The sequence below is a fragment of the Limnohabitans rimovensis (SeqCode) genome, assembly GCF_965234775.1.
Lineage (GTDB): Bacteria > Pseudomonadota > Gammaproteobacteria > Burkholderiales > Burkholderiaceae_C > Limnohabitans > Limnohabitans rimovensis.
Genome location: NZ_OZ248566.1, coordinates 495201 through 509332, shown reverse-complemented (window position 1 = coordinate 509332; position 14132 = coordinate 495201). Strand labels below are relative to the sequence as shown.

Below are 14132 nucleotides of genomic sequence, written 5' to 3'. Positions count from 1 at the left end.
GTGCGCGGTTGGCCTCAAGAGAAGGCAGGTTCGCTGACCGCAGGCTTGGTGCCGCGCGCTTGCAGGTGGGGCATGACCTCTTTGGCAAACAGCTCCATGTTCTTGCGCGTCAATTCGGCCGGCAGCGTTCCAAACTGAAGCAAGGTCAGCAGGTGACCAAAGCCAATTTCTTTTTGATACTGCTCTAGCTTTTGACGCACCGTCTGTGGGCTGCCGCAGATGAACATGCCCTTGTCCATGACGTCGTCAATGGTCTGCTTGCCGCCGATGGCTGACTTGGCCTTCATCACGCCGATCATCGACTTGAGCGACAAATACCCGGGTGGCAGCAGCATCTCTTTGGGCATGCGCAGGAACTTGTTGAGGAAGTTCTCGATGTGGGGCTGCGCCTCGCGCCGGGCGATCTCGTCGGTCTCGCCCACATACACCGGCACCGACCAGCCCAACTGGTCTTCGGTGGCCTCGTAGCCGTGCTCGGCGGCCATGTCCTTGTACATCTGCATGTACTTGGCCAGCATGGCTGCCGGGGTGAAGGTTTGCAGATAGGTGTAGCGGCGGTCTGGGTGCGAAGCCCATTCGATGGTCTCGGACGAGCCCTGTGAGGGAATCCAGATCGGCGGGCGCGGCGTCTGGTACGGCCGTGGCCACAGGTTCACATATTCAAACTGGTAGTGCTTGCCCTCGAAGGGAAAGGGACCGATCTCGGTCCAAGCGCGCACGATCAGGTCGTGCGCCTCGTGAAAGCGCTCGTGGCTGTCGGCTGGGTTGGAGCTCCAGGCGTGGTATTCGGCGCCAATGCCACGCACGAAGCCGGCAATGAAGCGGCCCTCGGTGATGTTGTCGATCATGGCGAACTCTTCTGCCACGGTGACCGGGTTGTTCAGCAGCGGCAGGGCCCGACCCAAAATCGCGATCTTGACCTTCTTGGTGCGCCGCGCCAGCGCGCCGGCCATGACACCCGGCTGCGGCATCAGGCCATAGGCGTTTTGGTGGTGCTCGTTGACGCACACGCCGTCAAAGCCGAGCTGGTCTGCGTATTCGAGCTCGTCGAGGTAGCGGTTGTAGAGCTTGGCGCCTTTTTTCGGATCGTAGTAGCTGTTGGGCAGCGTGATCCAGGCCGAGTTGTGGGTCTTGTCGTAGTCCAGGTCCAGATCCGCATAGGGCATCAGGTGCATCATGTAGAGCTTCATCAGGCGACCTCTTGGGTAAATTGAGTGACTTTGGCGACGAATTCCTGCACCTTTTCAACATGCGGCAGGTGCCCGCACTGGGCAATGATGTGCAGCGAAGACGCGGGGATCAGGTCGCGGTAGGCGGGCCCGTAGGCCGCCGGCAGCAGCTGGTCGTCGTCGCCCCAGATGATCAAGGTGGGCGCGCTGATGCGGTGCAGCCATTTGCGCAGGTGCGGGTTGTGCATGCGCGGGCTCCAGCCCAGCTTGGCCGTCATCAGCCGGTTCTTGAGCATCACCATCACCGCTTCTTCGCTGGTGGGCTGAGGCACCGATCGCGCCAGCTCTTGGTTGTGAAAAAGCTTGCTGCTGAGCTCTTCGGGCGACCACATGAACATATCGCCCTTGCGCACCCCGGGCACGGTGATGCCGGCCGGTGCCACCAGGGTCAGGGACTTGATTTTTTCGCAGGTGAAGGTGGCCAACTCGGCCGCGATCCAGCCGCCCAAAGATGTTCCCACGAGGTGTACCGCTGACAGGCCCAGGTGGTCGATCAGGTCGCGGTAAAAGTGCGCCAGGTCGCCCACGGTGTCGAGCCATTCAGGCGTCTCGGAGCCACCAAAGCCCGGGTGCTCCGGCACGATCACGTCGTAGTTCTTGGCCAGCATGTCCATGAAGGGCAGCCAGTTCGCCGCCCCTGATGCGCCGTGCAGAAACAGCAGGGGCTGGCCCTGGCCCTTGCGCATGATCCGGATGCGGCATCCGGTCACTGTCTCAAATGTCTCCTGGTGCGCCATATGCTCCCCGGTTGATTTTTTGAATTTGATGCTGGACACATCATTCAGCATTTGAAAAAAGTGTACACCTTGACCATCGGTCAAAGACCTCAGTCGGGACCTGTCGAAAACCCTTAGTCGCCTGTTGTTAAAGGGAATTTATGCGAATCCGACCATTGCACCGCTTTCTTGGCGAGCGGATTGGGTGTAAAAAGCGGGTTGTTTGTATACCTTAAAGGGTTAACTCATGTTCAAGGATCTGTTTGGAATGGCTGACCAGGTGGCGGCCGTGACGGGCGCCGCCAGTGGGCTGGGTCTGGCCATGGCCGAAGTGCTGGCCGGCGCCGGCGCCACCGTGGTGCTGCTCGATGTGGACGCGCACGGCCTGGAGGCAGCGCGCGAGTCGATCACGGGCGCTGGCGGCCGGGTAGAGACGGCGGTGCTTGATGTCAGTGACCGCGCGGCCATCCGCAGCGAGATCGATCGCATCGTCGCGCGTCACGGCCGGATTGACGCCGTCATCGCCAACGCCGGCGTAACGGCCGGCCCGGGTTACCGCACCGAAATCGGTCAGATCAACGCGGTGAAAGACGAGCAGTGGGACCGGGTGCTTTCGATCAATTTGTCGGGCGTCTTCGTCACCATGCAGGCCGCGGCCGCGCACATGAAGAAGCAGCGCTCGGGCCGCATCGTGGCTGTGGCTTCGGTAGCGGGGCTCAAGTCGGAGGTCATGTGTGGCTATGCCTACACCGCCACCAAAGCCGCGGTGGTCAACCTGGTGCGGCAGGCGGCGATGGAGCTGGCACCTTACAACGTGATGGTCAATGGCATCGCGCCTGGGCCTTTTCGCACCAACATCGCCAATGGCCGCATCCGGCAACCGGAGGTCGAGGCCGAGTTTGCGTCCATGGTGCCGCTGGGCCGCATCGCGACCCCTCAGGAGCTCAAGGGCCTGGCCCTTTTGCTGGCCTCGCCGGCCTCGAGTTTTATGACTGGCACCACCATCCCGATTGACGGTGGCATCATGGCCAAATAAGGCACCGCAGGAGACTCACCATGCACGAATTGACCCCATCGACCTTCCAAGGGCGCCTGATCCAGACCGCCTTCATCACCGACGACATCCACGCCTCGATGCGCGAGTTGACCCGCACGCTGGGCGCGGGCCCCTGGTTCCTGCGTGAGCGGGGCGTCTTCCCCAAGCAGGTCTATCGGGGCCAGCCCTCGCAGACGGCCCTGGCCATTGCCCTGGGCTATGCCGGCGACATGCAATTTGAAATCATCCAGCAACTCGACGATTCGCCCTCGGTCTACCGCGATCAGTTTGCGCGCAGTGGTTACGGCCTGCATCACTTTGGCATGGCGGCCACCGACTACCCGGCCGCACTGGCGCACTACCAAGGCATGGGCGATACCCTGGTCTACGAGGCCGAGGTCGCCAACGGTGCCCGCGTGGGCTACTTCGACACCCACGGCCGCCTGCCGGCCATGATCGAGGTCATCGAATTCCTGCCGGCCACCCAAGCCATGTTCGGGCGCTTTCGCGACAGCGCCCGCAACTGGGACGGGATCGATCCGGTTCGGCTGCGGGCTTAGTCCCTGCAAAAAATGACGACACCTCGGCCAGAGGGCCTGAGACTTAAACCAACTGCACCCCCACAGTCCCCAGTACCCCAAAGTCACAGCGCACGTGTTGGCCAGGTGCAATGGGCACCGGCGTGACGCAGGTACCGGTGATGACCCAGTCACCGGCGCGCAGGTGGTCGCCGTGGTCGCACAACTCTTGGGCCAACCAGGCCAGCGCCCAACGCGGGTCGCCCAACACATTGGATCCCCGACCGTGGGCCAAGGTGTGTCCATCGATCAACACGCTGACCGCATGCCCGGCAAAGTCCCAGCTGCGCACATCGACCTGGGCTTGGGGGCCCATCACCACATCGCAAGCGCAGGCAAAGTCGGCGATCAAACTGGCTTCGCCCATGCGGGCAAAGTCGGCAAAGCGCGAGTCCGGCAGTTCGATGGCCAAATGCACGGCTGACACCGCGTCAATGACTTCTTCCAAACTCAATTTGTGGCCTGCTGGGGCGGTGACATCGCGCTCCATGCGAAACGCAAACTCGGCCTCGGCCACCCGCATGCGGTTGCGTTGCACATCCACCGGCGCGCCATCGGCATGGCAGCGCTCGCGCATGAGCCGCCCGGCCAGGGGTGCACTGACCCCAATGTGCTTTTGACCTGCCGTGCTGGTGGCGGCGATCTTCCAACCCAAATGGGTGCCTTGGGTTGCCTTGAACAAGGCGTTTTGAACCGGGTAAGCCCATGCGCGATCGATCGGCTGTGCAGCGCTGGGCCATGCATCGATGACAGACCGGTTGTGCCAGGCTTGGAGCAAACCGTTGGCGGCTGTTTGGGCATCTGGGGTGGGAGATGATGGGGTCATGGTGATGTGTGAAATGCGGGTTTAAGGGGGGATTGCTGGTTCCTGGGTGCCATGGAACTGCGAATGCGACATACCACTTAACCGGGAAAACCTCAGGGATTTGCCATTTGATTATTGGCGATACTTCGGCTTGTTCCAAAGATAGGTTTCAAGATGTTCATTTTGCAAAATTTCAAACGCAGCGTGGGTGTTTCTTTGTTGGCGGCACTGGCCTTTTCTGCCCCCTTCGCCAGCCACGCACAAGACTACCCCAACAAGCCCATTCGCTTCGTCGTGGGGTTCCCGCCTGGGGGCAGTTCGGACATCATCTCCAGATTGCTGGCGCAAAAGCTGTCAGAGCGTTTGAACCAACCCGTGGTGGTGGAGCAAAAGGTCGGCGCAACGGGTTTGATTGCCAACGACTTTGTCGCCAAGTCCACACCCGATGGCTACAACATGGTGCTGCTCACCGGGGGTCACCCCGTGTCGGCTGCGGTGATGAACAAACTGCCCTACGACCCGGTGAAAGACTTTGGTTTGGTCTCGACCATCGTCGCCTACCCGATGGTGATCAGCGTGGCACAAGACTCTCCCATCAAGTCGCTGCCCGATTTGCTGGCCCGCGCCAAAGCCCAGCCGGGCAAGATGAGTTTTTCTTCGGCGGGTGTGGGCAGCTTGCAGCACCTGACCGGTGAATGGGTGGCCAGCGAAGCGGGCGTGTCCATGCTGCACGTGCCCTTCAAAGGGGCTGGCCCAGCGATGATTGAGTTGCTGGGTGGCCGCGTGGATGTGATGGTCGAAACCAGCACCTTCGCGTTTGGCCAAATCCGTGGTGGCAAGGTGCGCGGCTTGGCTTCTACCGCTTCGACCCGCTCGCCCCTGATGGCGGACTTGCCCACCGTGGCCGAAACCCTGCCCGGTTTGGACTTCAGCTCTTGGCTGGGCTTGGCGGTGGCACCCGGCACACCGCCGGCAGTGGTGGACAAAATCAACCGCGAAGTGCGCGCGATTTTGGACATGGACGATGTGAAAAAGCGCTTTGCCGAATTGGGTGGCACACCCATCCCCTCAACGCCAGCGCAGATGCGCGAGCGCATCGAGCGCGAAATGACCGTTTGGAAACGCATCGTTGAGCAAAAGAAAATCGAACGCCAATGAACCCCAACACCGCATGCCGCGCCCATTGATGGCCAAGCGCAAAATCCCCAACGCGCAATTGACCCACTTTGGTCTGTATTGCCAAGACTTGACAGGCATGGTTGAGTTTTACCAAGCCACCCTGGGCCTGGTGCAAACCGATGGTGGCGAGTATTTCGCCGGTGGTCAGATTGTTTTTTTAAGCCGCAACCCGCAAGAGCACCACCAATTGGTCCTGGCCTCGGGGCGGCCCGAGGATTCGGGGTTTTCGCCCATCAACCAAATCTCGTTCAAGGTGGATTCGCTGGAAGACCTGCGCACCTTTTATGCCCAATTGAGCAAAGCGAAGGTACAAATCCAGCGCACCATCAGCCACGGCAATGCCTGGAGCATTTATTTCTTTGACCCCGAGGGCAACCGCGTGGAGTTGTACACGCCCTCCCCTTGGTATGTGAGCCAGCCTTTTGCCGTGCCCATCGATCTGGGGGAGCCAGTTGCCAAACTGATGGCCGACACCGAGGTGCTGGTGCGCGACAACCCCAGCAAACTGCCCATGCAAACCTGGTCAGATCAGTTGCAAAAGCGCTTGGAAACTTAACCGTTAACCGCGCTGCTTCAGTCAACGGTCGCGCCCGACTGCTTGACCACCGCCGTCCAACGGTCGATCTCTTGCTTGAAAAACGCCGAGGCCTCGGCCGGTGTGTTGGCCACGATGTCAAAGCCTTGGGCATTGAAGCGTTGGGTCAATTCGGGCGAGCGCAAGCCCTTGGCCATGTCGGCATGCAGTTTGGCAATGATGTCTTTGGGCGTGCCTTTGGGGGCTGCAAAAGCCTGCCAAGAGGTGACGTCAAAGTCGGCCAAGCCGCTTTCGATCATGGTGGGCACTTGGGGCAATTGGGGCATGCGGTTTTTGGAGGTGACGGCCAAGGCCTTCATCTTGCCCGCGCGAATGTAGGGGACAACAGTGCCAAAGTTTTGGAACGAGGCTTCAATGTTGCCCGCCATGATGTCGGTTTGTGCCGCTGCACCGCCGCGGTAAGGGATATGCACCCCAAACGACTGGGTTTGGATTTTGAACATCTCGGCCGACAAGTGGTCGCTCGAGCCCGAGCCCGATGAGCCATACGACACCTTGCCCGGGTTCTTGCGCGCATAGTCGATGAACTCTTTGAGGTTGTTGGCCGGAAACTGCGGCGGCGTGATCAAGACATTGGGGGTGCTGACCGCCACAGTGATGGCCTCCAAGTCGCGCATCACGTCGTAGCGCGGGTTTTTGTACAGCCCCATGTTGATGGCAAAAGTGCCAATCGAGCCCACCATGATGGTGTAGCCATCGGGTGGCGACTTGACCAGTGCCTCGGCAGCCACGCTGCCGTTGGCGCCAGGGCGGTTTTCCACCAAGGTCACATAACCGGCTTCGTTGAGTTTTTGCGCCACGGCACGGGCCACGATATCGCTGGTGCCACCGGCCACAAAGGGCACCAAGATGCGCACCGGCTTGTTGGGATAGGGCTGTGCCCAGGCGGTGAAGGCCCCAAAAAGAAGCGCCCAAGGGCTGAGTCGGCGCAATGCATCAATCATGGTGGTCCTTTGTCGGTGGGTCAGTTTTCTGGCGGGCGGCTTCGCGCTTGGCCTTTTCTTTTTTCAGGTCGTGCCACTGGTGGATGGCAAACACAAACACCAGGGCAAACACGCCCAATTCAATCCATATGCCCATGCCCATCCCCCAGATTGGTGCTTGATCCTCACACATGCACCGGGGTGAGGCAAGTGTGAAAGCCCGAATTCAAGGGCAAACCCCAGGTTTGAGAGATGCATATTTTTTCTTGTCCAAAGGTGTATTTTTAGGCTAGTATTCGCACTCATTTTTGTAGGAGTATTCATGAGTTCTTCATTGCGCACCGTGGCCACCCTGGCCCTTGCTTTGGCCGCCACGCTGGGCCATGCCGACACTTTGGAAAAAGTCAAATCCAGCGGCAGCTTCACCATTGGTCACCGGGATGCTTCCATCCCCTTCTCCTACTACGACGACAAACAAAAGCCGATTGGCTACTCTGTTGATCTGTGCCTGCGCATCGTTGATGCAGTCCAAAAAAATCTAGGCCTGGCCAAGCTTGAAGTCAAGTACCAGTTGGTGACCTCGGCAAACCGCATCCCCCTGCTGGCCAATGGCACCGTGGACATCGAGTGCGGCTCGACCACCAACAATGCCGACCGCCAAAAACAGGTGTCGTATGCGCCCACCACGTTTGTGACGGCCAACCGCATCGTTTACAAAAAGAGCTCCGGCATCAAAAAGCTGGCTGACCTGAAGGGCAAAACCCTGGTTTCTACCGCCGGCACCACCAACATCAAACAAGTCACCGAGTTGAACGCCGCGCAAAACCTGGGCATCAACATCGTGTCGGCCAATGGCCACGCCGAGGCCTTTTTGATGGTTGAAACCGGCCGCGCCGCCGCCTTTGCCATGGACGACATTTTGTTGGCCGGCTTGGTGGCCAATGCCAAAACGCCCGGCGACTATGAAATCTCCAGCGAGGCTTTGTCGGTGGAGCCCTACGGCATCATGATTCGCAAGGATGACCCCAAGTTCAAGCAGGTGGTCGACAGCGCCATTGGCGCCTTGATGTCGTCCGGCCAGATCAATGGCATCTACAACACTTGGTTTGAAAAGCCCATTGCCCCCAAAGGCATCAACTTGAGCATCCCCATGAGCCCCAGCTTGAAAAAAGTGATGGCCAAACCCACCGATTCTCCCGACCCCAAGGTCTACGAGTGATCTTCTGAACTCGGCCCAAAAAGGGAGCGCAAGTTCCCTTTTTTTTGGGCTGAAATCAGCTTCACCCTTCACCCACACAGACCACACACGGTGCCATGAAATACAACTGGGATTGGCAAATCTTTGCCCAGCTCGAGCCAGGTGCATCGGGCACTTACTTGGCCTACCTCATCGGTGGTCTGGGTTGGACCGTGGTCACCGCTTTGTTGGCCTGGACACTGGCCTTGGCTTTGGGTGTGCTGGTGGGCACTTTGCGCACCCTGGGCAAGCCGGCGATCGAAAAAGCCTGTCTGGCCTACACGGAATTGTTTCGCAACATTCCCTTGTTGGTGCAAATGTTCCTGTGGTACTTTGTGTTTCCGGAACTGTTGCCCCAAGCCTGGGGAGACGCGATCAAACAAATGCCGCCGCCTTGGTCGTCCTTGGTGCCAGCCGTGCTGTGCCTGGGTTTGTTCATGTCGGTGCGGGTGGCAGAGCAGGTGCGCTCTGGCATTCAGGCCTTGCCCAGAGGGCAGCGCATGGCCGGTTTAGCCATCGGCTTGACCACCTGGCAAACCTACCGCTTTGTGCTGCTGCCGGTGGTGTTTCGCATCATCTTGCCGCCGCTGACTTCTGAGTTTTTGAACACCATCAAAAACACATCGCTGGCCTTGACCATTGGCTTGATGGAGTTGACCGGCCGCGCACGCGCCATGCAAGAGTTCAGCTTTCATGTGTTCGAGGCCTTTGCCGCCGCCACGTTGATTTACCTGTTGGTCAACCTGTGCGTGGTGTTGGCCATGCGCAAGTTGGAGAATCGCTTGCGCTTGCCTGGCTACATCGGCTCGGCCAGCAACGCGCCGCAGGCTGGGCACTGAGCATGAACTACGACTTCGACGTCATTGCCCGCTCTTGGGAGTACCTGTTCAAAGAGGGCATGAGCTTCACCCTCACCCTCACCGCCTTATCCATGGTCGGTGGGGTGGTGCTGGGCACCGCGCTGGCGCTGATGCGCTTGTCGCCCATCAAGCCGCTGTCGGCTTTTGCGGGCGCGTATGTCAACCTGATGCGATCGCTTCCCTTGGTGCTGGTGATTTTTTGGTTCTTTTTCCTGGTGCCCTGGTTGGGTGCTTGGATATTGGGCAGCAAAGATCCCATCAAGGTCGGCGCCTTTGCCAGTGCTTTGATCACCTTCACCCTGTTTGAAGCTGCCTTCTTTTGCGAGATCATGCGTGCCGGCATTCAGTCCATTCCGAGTGGCCAAATCTCTGCGGCCTACGCCATTGGTCTGAATTACCGCCAAGCCATGACGTATGTGGTGTTGCCCCAAGCGTTTCGCAACATGTTGCCGGTGCTGATGACCCAGACCATCATCTTGTTTCAAGACACCTCGCTGGTCTACGTGATATCAAGCACCGACTTTTTAGGGGCCGCCAGCAAGGTGGCCAATCGCGACAGCCGCCTTTTGGAGATGTACACCTTTGCCGCCTTGGTGTACTTTGTGATTTGCTCCCTCGCCTCTTGGGGGGTGCGCCGATTGCAAGCGCGCACCGCCATCATCCGCTGAAAGACAAGCATGCCGACAACCCTCCACTTTCAAAACGTGAGCAAATGGTATGGGGACTTCCAAGTCCTGAACCAATGCAGCACCCAGGTCAACAAAGGCGAGGTCGTGGTGGTGTGTGGCCCTTCGGGGTCTGGCAAATCCACCTTGATCAAATGCGCCAACGGTTTGGAGCCGTTTCAGCAAGGCAGCATCCACATGGACGGTTTATCGGTGGGCGACGTCGCCACCAACCTGCCCCAGCTGCGTGCCCGCATTGGCATGGTGTTTCAGCACTTCGAGTTGTTTCCACACCTGAGCGTGACTGAGAACCTGACCCTGGGTCAAATCAAAGTGCTGGGCCGATCGGCCGAACAAGCACAGGAAAAGGCCTTGGGCTTGCTCGAGCGCGTGGGCTTGTCCGAGCATGCGCACAAGTTCCCCGGACAGTTATCCGGTGGTCAACAGCAACGCGTGGCCATCGCCCGCGCCTTGGCCATGGACCCGGTCGCCATGCTGTTTGACGAACCCACCTCCGCACTGGACCCAGAGATGGTCAGCGAGGTGTTGGACGTGATGGTGCAACTGGCCTCAGAAGGCATGACCATGATGGTGGTCACCCACGAAATGGGCTTTGCCCGCAAGGTGGCCCACCGGGTGATCTTCATGGACCAAGGCAAGATTGTGGAAGACTGCACCCGTGACGAGTTTTTTGGTGCACCCCGCAGTGCGCGGGCGCAAGAGTTCTTGTCAAAGATTTTGAGCCATTGATCACCGCCTGGCTCCCATGACCCCCAGCAGTGAGATGCCATTGAACTTTGTACTGGTTCATGGGGCCTGGCACGGGGGCTGGTGCTGGCGCCGGGTCAGTGACCGGCTGTTGGCCGCTGGGCATCGTGTTTTCACGCCCACCTTGACCGGATTGGCCGATCGCGCTCACCTGCTCACCCCCGAAGTCAATTTGATGACCCATGTGCAAGACGTGGTCGGCCTGATCCAATCCGAAGAACTGGAAGACATCGTGTTGTGTGGCCACAGTTATGGCGGCATGGTGATAACTGGCGTGGCCGAGGCCTTGCGCAGCCGCATCGACGCCATGGTGTATTTGGATGCTTTTGTGCCGGAACCCCAGCAAAGCCTGGTGGACGCCATGCCAGAGGATCGGCGCGAAAAAGCGCGCTTGGCATTTGGATCAAACTGGCGCATCCCATCACCCAGCGCGGCATCTTGGAAGATCACTTCACCCGAAGACCAAGCCTGGGTGGACCGCCGCACCAGCGACCAACCCGCCGCTTGCATGCTGCAAGCCTTGGAACACGACCGCCCGTGGGAGCATGTGCGCAAGGCGGTGTACTTCCGCGCCGCAGCTTATGACCCCTCACCCTTTGCAGCGGTCGAAGATCGGCTTAAAAACACCCCAGGGTGGCAGATAGAGCGGGTGGCTTGCGGTCATGAGGTGATGGTGCAAGAGCCAGAGTGGCTCACCCAACGGCTGTTGGCTGCTGGACAGCGCTGAACCAGTTGAATGGCCTCGCCCGCCAAGGGCCAAAGTTTTTATCTGGCGTCGATCCGTGCGGCGTGTGGACCGCCCTGGCTTGCCTGACGATCAGGTTTGCGGGACAACCGCGCGGTGCTTGGCCTCGACCCAGCGGCGCACGCGCTCCGCGTCGGCAATGCGGCTGAGTTTGCCCGCAGAGTCCAAAAAGACCATGATGAGTTTGCGCCCAGCGATTTTGGTTTGCATCACCAAGCACTGCCCCGCCTCGGAGATGTAACCGGTTTTTTGCAAGCCAATGTCCCAGCTGGGGTTGTTGATCAAGCGGTTGGTGGTTTTGTATTTCAGGCTGTGGCGGCCGACATCGACCACATGGCTGTCGCTGGTGGAGAGGTCGCGCAACACGGGCTCGCGATAAGCCGTTTGCACCAAGGTGACCAAGTCTTTGGCACTGGATTGGTTTTTGCTCGATAAGCCCGTGGGCTCGACAAAGCGGGTATCGGTCATGCCGATGTCTTTGGCCTTTTGGTTCATCAATTCCACAAAGTGATGCAACCCGCCTGGATAGGTGCGACCCAAGGCATGGGCGGCGCGGTTTTCACTCGCCATCAAGGCCAAATGCAGCAACTCCCCGCGCGCCAAACTGGTGCCCACTTGCAGCCGTGATCGGCTGCCCTTTTCGGTATCCACATCGTCTTGGGTGATGGAGATCATCTCGTCCATGGGCAAATGCGCATCGTTGATGAGCAAAGCCGTCATCAGCTTGGTGATGGAGGCAATGGGCAACACAGCGCTGTCGTTTTTGCTCAGCAGCACCTCGTGGGTTTCTTGGTCCACCACCAAGGCCACGCTGGACTTGAGTGAGAGCTCATCGCTGACATCGTGCAGACCTGCCACTTTGCCAAAAGAGGGCCGCGTGTCAACGCGGGCTTTCACAGGCGCTTTGGTTTTGGTTTTTGCTTTGGCTTTGTTGCGTTGGGCCTGGGCAACCGGTTTTTTGGCCGCAGCTGAAGTTGTTGATTTTGAAGGTTCAGCCGCAAATGCAGACCCTGCCAAACACATGGACAAGAACAACCTGCCCCAACACAGTGCAATTTGCTTCAAAGCGCTACCCCACGAATCTAGAAGCCTGGAGTCTAACAAAGAAAAATAGTTTCGCAAGATCAAAGACTTGGAAAACATTTATCAAGTGAACCGGCCCTGCACGCTAGATGCCAGGCGGTTTAGCCCTGGGCGGCCACCCGATCCGCCTTGCTTTGCAGCTTGTTCAGTGCACTTAAGTACGCCTTTGCCGATGCCACCACGATATCGGGGTCTGAACCCACGCCGTTGACCACCCGGCCACTGTTTTGCAGGCGCACCGTGACCTCGCCTTGGCTTTCGGTGGAACCACTGATGGCATTGACCGAATACAAGACCATCTCGGCGCCACTTTTCACATGGCTTTCAATGGCTTTGAGCGAAGCGTCCACGGGGCCATTGCCGTCTGACTGGCCATGCACCTCTTTGCCATGCACCGTGAACACCACCTGGGCCTGGGGCCGCTCACCGGTTTCGCTGTGCTGAGCCAAAGACACAAAACCATAGGCATCGTCACCTTGGTGGGTGGTCTCTTCGCTGACCAGGGCCAAAATGTCTTCGTCGAAAATATCACTCTTGCGATCAGCGAGCTCTTTGAAGCGGGCAAAGGCGGCATTGATATCGGCCTCGGACTCCATCTCCACACCCAAGTCCAACAAGCGCTGCTTGAAGGCGTTGCGCCCACTGAGCTTGCCCAAGACCAATTTGTTGGCGCTCCAGCCCACATCCTCGGCGCGCATGATCTCGTAAGTGTCACGTGCTTTGAGCACGCCGTCTTGATGGATGCCGGAGGCGTGCGCAAAGGCATTGGCCCCCACCACAGCTTTGTTGGGTTGAACCACAAAGCCCGTGGTTTGGCTCACCATGCGGCTGGCGGCCAAGATGTGTCGGGTATCGATGCCGCAATCCAAGCCAAAGTAGTCGCGCCGGGTTTTGATGGCCATCACCACCTCTTCCAAAGAGCAATTGCCCGCCCGCTCACCCAATCCATTGATGGTGCACTCGACTTGGCGCGCGCCACCGATCTTGACACCCGCCAAGGAGTTGGCCACCGCCATGCCCAAATCGTTGTGGCAGTGCACCGACCAAATGGCTTTGTCGCTGTTGGGGATGCGCTCGCGCAAGGTGCGAATGAATTCGCCATACAGCTCAGGAATGGCATAGCCCACTGTGTCAGGCACATTGATGGTGGTGGCGCCTTCCTGGATGACGGCTTCGATCACACGGCACAGAAAGTCCACATCGCTGCGGTAGCCATCTTCAGGGCTGAATTCAATGTCATCGAGCAAGTTGCGGGCAAAACGCACCGATTGACGGGCCTGCTCAAACACCTGGTCGGGCGTCATGCGCAGCTTTTTCTCCATGTGCAAGGCCGAGGTGGCAATGAAGGTATGGATGCGGCCCCGTTTCGCACCTTTGAGGGCCTCGGCAGATCGCGAAATATCTCGGTCGTTGGCTCGGGACAAAGAACACACGGTGGAGTCTTTGATCGCATTGGCAATCGCGTGCACCGCATCAAAATCGCCGTTGGAGCTGGCCGCAAAACCGGCCTCGATCACATCCACCTTGAGGCGCTCCAACTGACGGGCGATGCGCAGCTTTTCGTCTTTGGTCATCGAGGCACCTGGGGACTGTTCGCCGTCGCGCAAGGTGGTGTCAAAAATGATCAATTGGTCGCTCATGTCACTTCTCCTATTCAAGAAAATCATAGCCAAAAAAACAAAAGGCCCGTAGCGCTGGCATACGGGCCTTGGA

At 58.9% G+C, this 14132-nt stretch carries 16 protein-coding genes; 9 read left to right on the top strand and 7 right to left on the bottom strand.

Annotation, left to right across the window (positions count from 1 at the left end):
• Positions 1-14: 14 nt before the first annotated feature.
• Entirely contained in the window at positions 15-1190 is a 1176-nt protein-coding gene (locus AC8GFZ_RS11310; RefSeq protein WP_506644984.1) for an LLM class flavin-dependent oxidoreductase, read from the bottom strand.
• The gene (locus AC8GFZ_RS11305; RefSeq protein WP_506644983.1) at positions 1190-1915 is read right to left on the bottom strand and encodes an alpha/beta fold hydrolase; all 726 of its coding nucleotides are present in this window, start codon (positions 1913-1915) and stop codon (positions 1190-1192) included. The genes AC8GFZ_RS11310 and AC8GFZ_RS11305 overlap by 1 nt, the downstream gene beginning before the upstream one ends.
• Positions 1916-2192: 277 nt before the next feature.
• Here AC8GFZ_RS11305 and AC8GFZ_RS11300 point away from each other — a divergent pair, with 277 nt between their 5' ends.
• Positions 2193-2981 carry an SDR family NAD(P)-dependent oxidoreductase gene (locus AC8GFZ_RS11300; protein ID WP_506644982.1) on the top strand — a complete coding sequence of 263 codons (789 nt, stop codon included), beginning with the start codon at positions 2193-2195 and terminating at the stop codon, positions 2979-2981.
• A 20-nt stretch (positions 2982-3001) separates the two neighbouring features.
• On the top strand, positions 3002-3541 hold the full coding sequence (locus AC8GFZ_RS11295) for a VOC family protein (protein ID WP_506644981.1): 540 nt from the start codon (positions 3002-3004) through the stop codon (positions 3539-3541).
• Between the two features lie 43 nt (positions 3542-3584).
• Here the strand turns inward: AC8GFZ_RS11295 and AC8GFZ_RS11290 are convergent, their stop codons facing one another.
• Entirely contained in the window at positions 3585-4385 is an 801-nt protein-coding gene (locus tag AC8GFZ_RS11290; RefSeq protein WP_506644980.1) for a 2-keto-4-pentenoate hydratase, read from the bottom strand.
• 153 nt (positions 4386-4538) lie between these two features.
• Here AC8GFZ_RS11290 and AC8GFZ_RS11285 point away from each other — a divergent pair, with 153 nt between their 5' ends.
• Both AC8GFZ_RS11285 and AC8GFZ_RS11280 read left to right on the top strand, forming a co-directional pair.
• On the top strand, positions 4539-5522 hold the full coding sequence (locus tag AC8GFZ_RS11285) for a Bug family tripartite tricarboxylate transporter substrate binding protein (RefSeq protein WP_506644979.1): 984 nt from the start codon (positions 4539-4541) through the stop codon (positions 5520-5522).
• A gap of 13 nt (positions 5523-5535) precedes the next feature.
• Positions 5536-6099 (top strand): VOC family protein, encoded by a 564-nt coding sequence (locus tag AC8GFZ_RS11280; protein WP_506644978.1) that lies wholly within the window; start codon positions 5536-5538, stop codon positions 6097-6099.
• 17 nt (positions 6100-6116) lie between these two features.
• Here AC8GFZ_RS11280 and AC8GFZ_RS11275 read toward each other — a convergent pair whose 3' ends face one another.
• Both AC8GFZ_RS11275 and AC8GFZ_RS11270 read right to left on the bottom strand, forming a co-directional pair.
• Complete coding sequence (locus tag AC8GFZ_RS11275; RefSeq protein ID WP_506644977.1) at positions 6117-7082, bottom strand: Bug family tripartite tricarboxylate transporter substrate binding protein; 966 nt, start codon at positions 7080-7082, stop codon at positions 6117-6119.
• Positions 7075-7218 carry a hypothetical protein gene (locus AC8GFZ_RS11270; RefSeq protein WP_506644976.1) on the bottom strand — a complete coding sequence of 48 codons (144 nt, stop codon included), beginning with the start codon at positions 7216-7218 and terminating at the stop codon, positions 7075-7077. The genes AC8GFZ_RS11275 and AC8GFZ_RS11270 overlap by 8 nt, the downstream gene beginning before the upstream one ends.
• A 165-nt stretch (positions 7219-7383) precedes the next feature.
• On the opposite strand from AC8GFZ_RS11270, the gene AC8GFZ_RS11265 reads away from it, so the two are divergent.
• The 5 genes from AC8GFZ_RS11265 (at position 7384) to AC8GFZ_RS11245 (ending at position 11318) form a co-directional block, all read left to right on the top strand.
• Positions 7384-8280, top strand: coding sequence for an amino acid ABC transporter substrate-binding protein (locus AC8GFZ_RS11265; protein WP_506644975.1), 897 nt, complete (start codon positions 7384-7386; stop codon positions 8278-8280).
• A 95-nt stretch (positions 8281-8375) separates the two neighbouring features.
• A complete protein-coding gene (locus tag AC8GFZ_RS11260; RefSeq protein WP_506644974.1) occupies positions 8376-9137 on the top strand; it encodes an amino acid ABC transporter permease in 762 nt (253 codons plus the stop codon).
• Between the two features lie 2 nt (positions 9138-9139).
• The gene (locus tag AC8GFZ_RS11255; RefSeq protein ID WP_506644973.1) at positions 9140-9826 is read left to right on the top strand and encodes an amino acid ABC transporter permease; all 687 of its coding nucleotides are present in this window, start codon (positions 9140-9142) and stop codon (positions 9824-9826) included.
• A gap of 9 nt (positions 9827-9835) precedes the next feature.
• A complete protein-coding gene (locus AC8GFZ_RS11250) occupies positions 9836-10573 on the top strand; it encodes an amino acid ABC transporter ATP-binding protein (protein WP_506644972.1) in 738 nt (245 codons plus the stop codon).
• A gap of 16 nt (positions 10574-10589) precedes the next feature.
• A complete protein-coding gene (locus AC8GFZ_RS11245) occupies positions 10590-11318 on the top strand; it encodes an alpha/beta fold hydrolase (protein ID WP_506644971.1) in 729 nt (242 codons plus the stop codon).
• Positions 11319-11408: 90 nt separating this feature from the next.
• Here AC8GFZ_RS11245 and AC8GFZ_RS11240 read toward each other — a convergent pair whose 3' ends face one another.
• A complete protein-coding gene (locus AC8GFZ_RS11240; RefSeq protein ID WP_506645116.1) occupies positions 11409-12359 on the bottom strand; it encodes a serine hydrolase in 951 nt (316 codons plus the stop codon).
• 161 nt (positions 12360-12520) lie between these two features.
• A complete protein-coding gene (locus AC8GFZ_RS11235; protein WP_506644970.1) occupies positions 12521-14059 on the bottom strand; it encodes a 2-isopropylmalate synthase in 1539 nt (512 codons plus the stop codon).
• Between the last annotated feature and the right edge of the window lie 73 nt (positions 14060-14132).

What these genes read in the sequence shown, in the direction of transcription:
- AC8GFZ_RS11305 (WP_506644983.1), bottom strand. Translation starts at nt 1,915, where the DNA reads ATGCGCAAGGGCCAGGGCCAGCCCCTGCTGTTTCTGCACGGCGCATCA.
- AC8GFZ_RS11290 (WP_506644980.1), bottom strand. Translation starts at nt 4,385, where the DNA reads ATGACCCCATCATCTCCCACCCCAGATGCCCAAACAGCCGCCAACGGT.
- AC8GFZ_RS11240 (WP_506645116.1), bottom strand. Translation starts at nt 12,359, where the DNA reads ATGTGTTTGGCAGGGTCTGCATTTGCGGCTGAACCTTCAAAATCAACA.
- AC8GFZ_RS11285 (WP_506644979.1), top strand. Translation starts at nt 4,539, where the DNA reads ATGTTCATTTTGCAAAATTTCAAACGCAGCGTGGGTGTTTCTTTGTTG.
- AC8GFZ_RS11300 (WP_506644982.1), top strand. Translation starts at nt 2,193, where the DNA reads ATGTTCAAGGATCTGTTTGGAATGGCTGACCAGGTGGCGGCCGTGACG.
- AC8GFZ_RS11265 (WP_506644975.1), top strand. Translation starts at nt 7,384, where the DNA reads ATGAGTTCTTCATTGCGCACCGTGGCCACCCTGGCCCTTGCTTTGGCC.
- AC8GFZ_RS11275 (WP_506644977.1), bottom strand. Translation starts at nt 7,082, where the DNA reads ATGATTGATGCATTGCGCCGACTCAGCCCTTGGGCGCTTCTTTTTGGG.
- AC8GFZ_RS11255 (WP_506644973.1), top strand. Translation starts at nt 9,140, where the DNA reads ATGAACTACGACTTCGACGTCATTGCCCGCTCTTGGGAGTACCTGTTC.
- AC8GFZ_RS11260 (WP_506644974.1), top strand. Translation starts at nt 8,376, where the DNA reads ATGAAATACAACTGGGATTGGCAAATCTTTGCCCAGCTCGAGCCAGGT.
- AC8GFZ_RS11270 (WP_506644976.1), bottom strand. Translation starts at nt 7,218, where the DNA reads ATGGGCATATGGATTGAATTGGGCGTGTTTGCCCTGGTGTTTGTGTTT.
- AC8GFZ_RS11250 (WP_506644972.1), top strand. Translation starts at nt 9,836, where the DNA reads ATGCCGACAACCCTCCACTTTCAAAACGTGAGCAAATGGTATGGGGAC.
- AC8GFZ_RS11310 (WP_506644984.1), bottom strand. Translation starts at nt 1,190, where the DNA reads ATGAAGCTCTACATGATGCACCTGATGCCCTATGCGGATCTGGACCTG.
- AC8GFZ_RS11280 (WP_506644978.1), top strand. Translation starts at nt 5,536, where the DNA reads ATGCCGCGCCCATTGATGGCCAAGCGCAAAATCCCCAACGCGCAATTG.
- AC8GFZ_RS11245 (WP_506644971.1), top strand. Translation starts at nt 10,590, where the DNA reads ATGACCCCCAGCAGTGAGATGCCATTGAACTTTGTACTGGTTCATGGG.
- AC8GFZ_RS11295 (WP_506644981.1), top strand. Translation starts at nt 3,002, where the DNA reads ATGCACGAATTGACCCCATCGACCTTCCAAGGGCGCCTGATCCAGACC.
- AC8GFZ_RS11235 (WP_506644970.1), bottom strand. Translation starts at nt 14,059, where the DNA reads ATGAGCGACCAATTGATCATTTTTGACACCACCTTGCGCGACGGCGAA.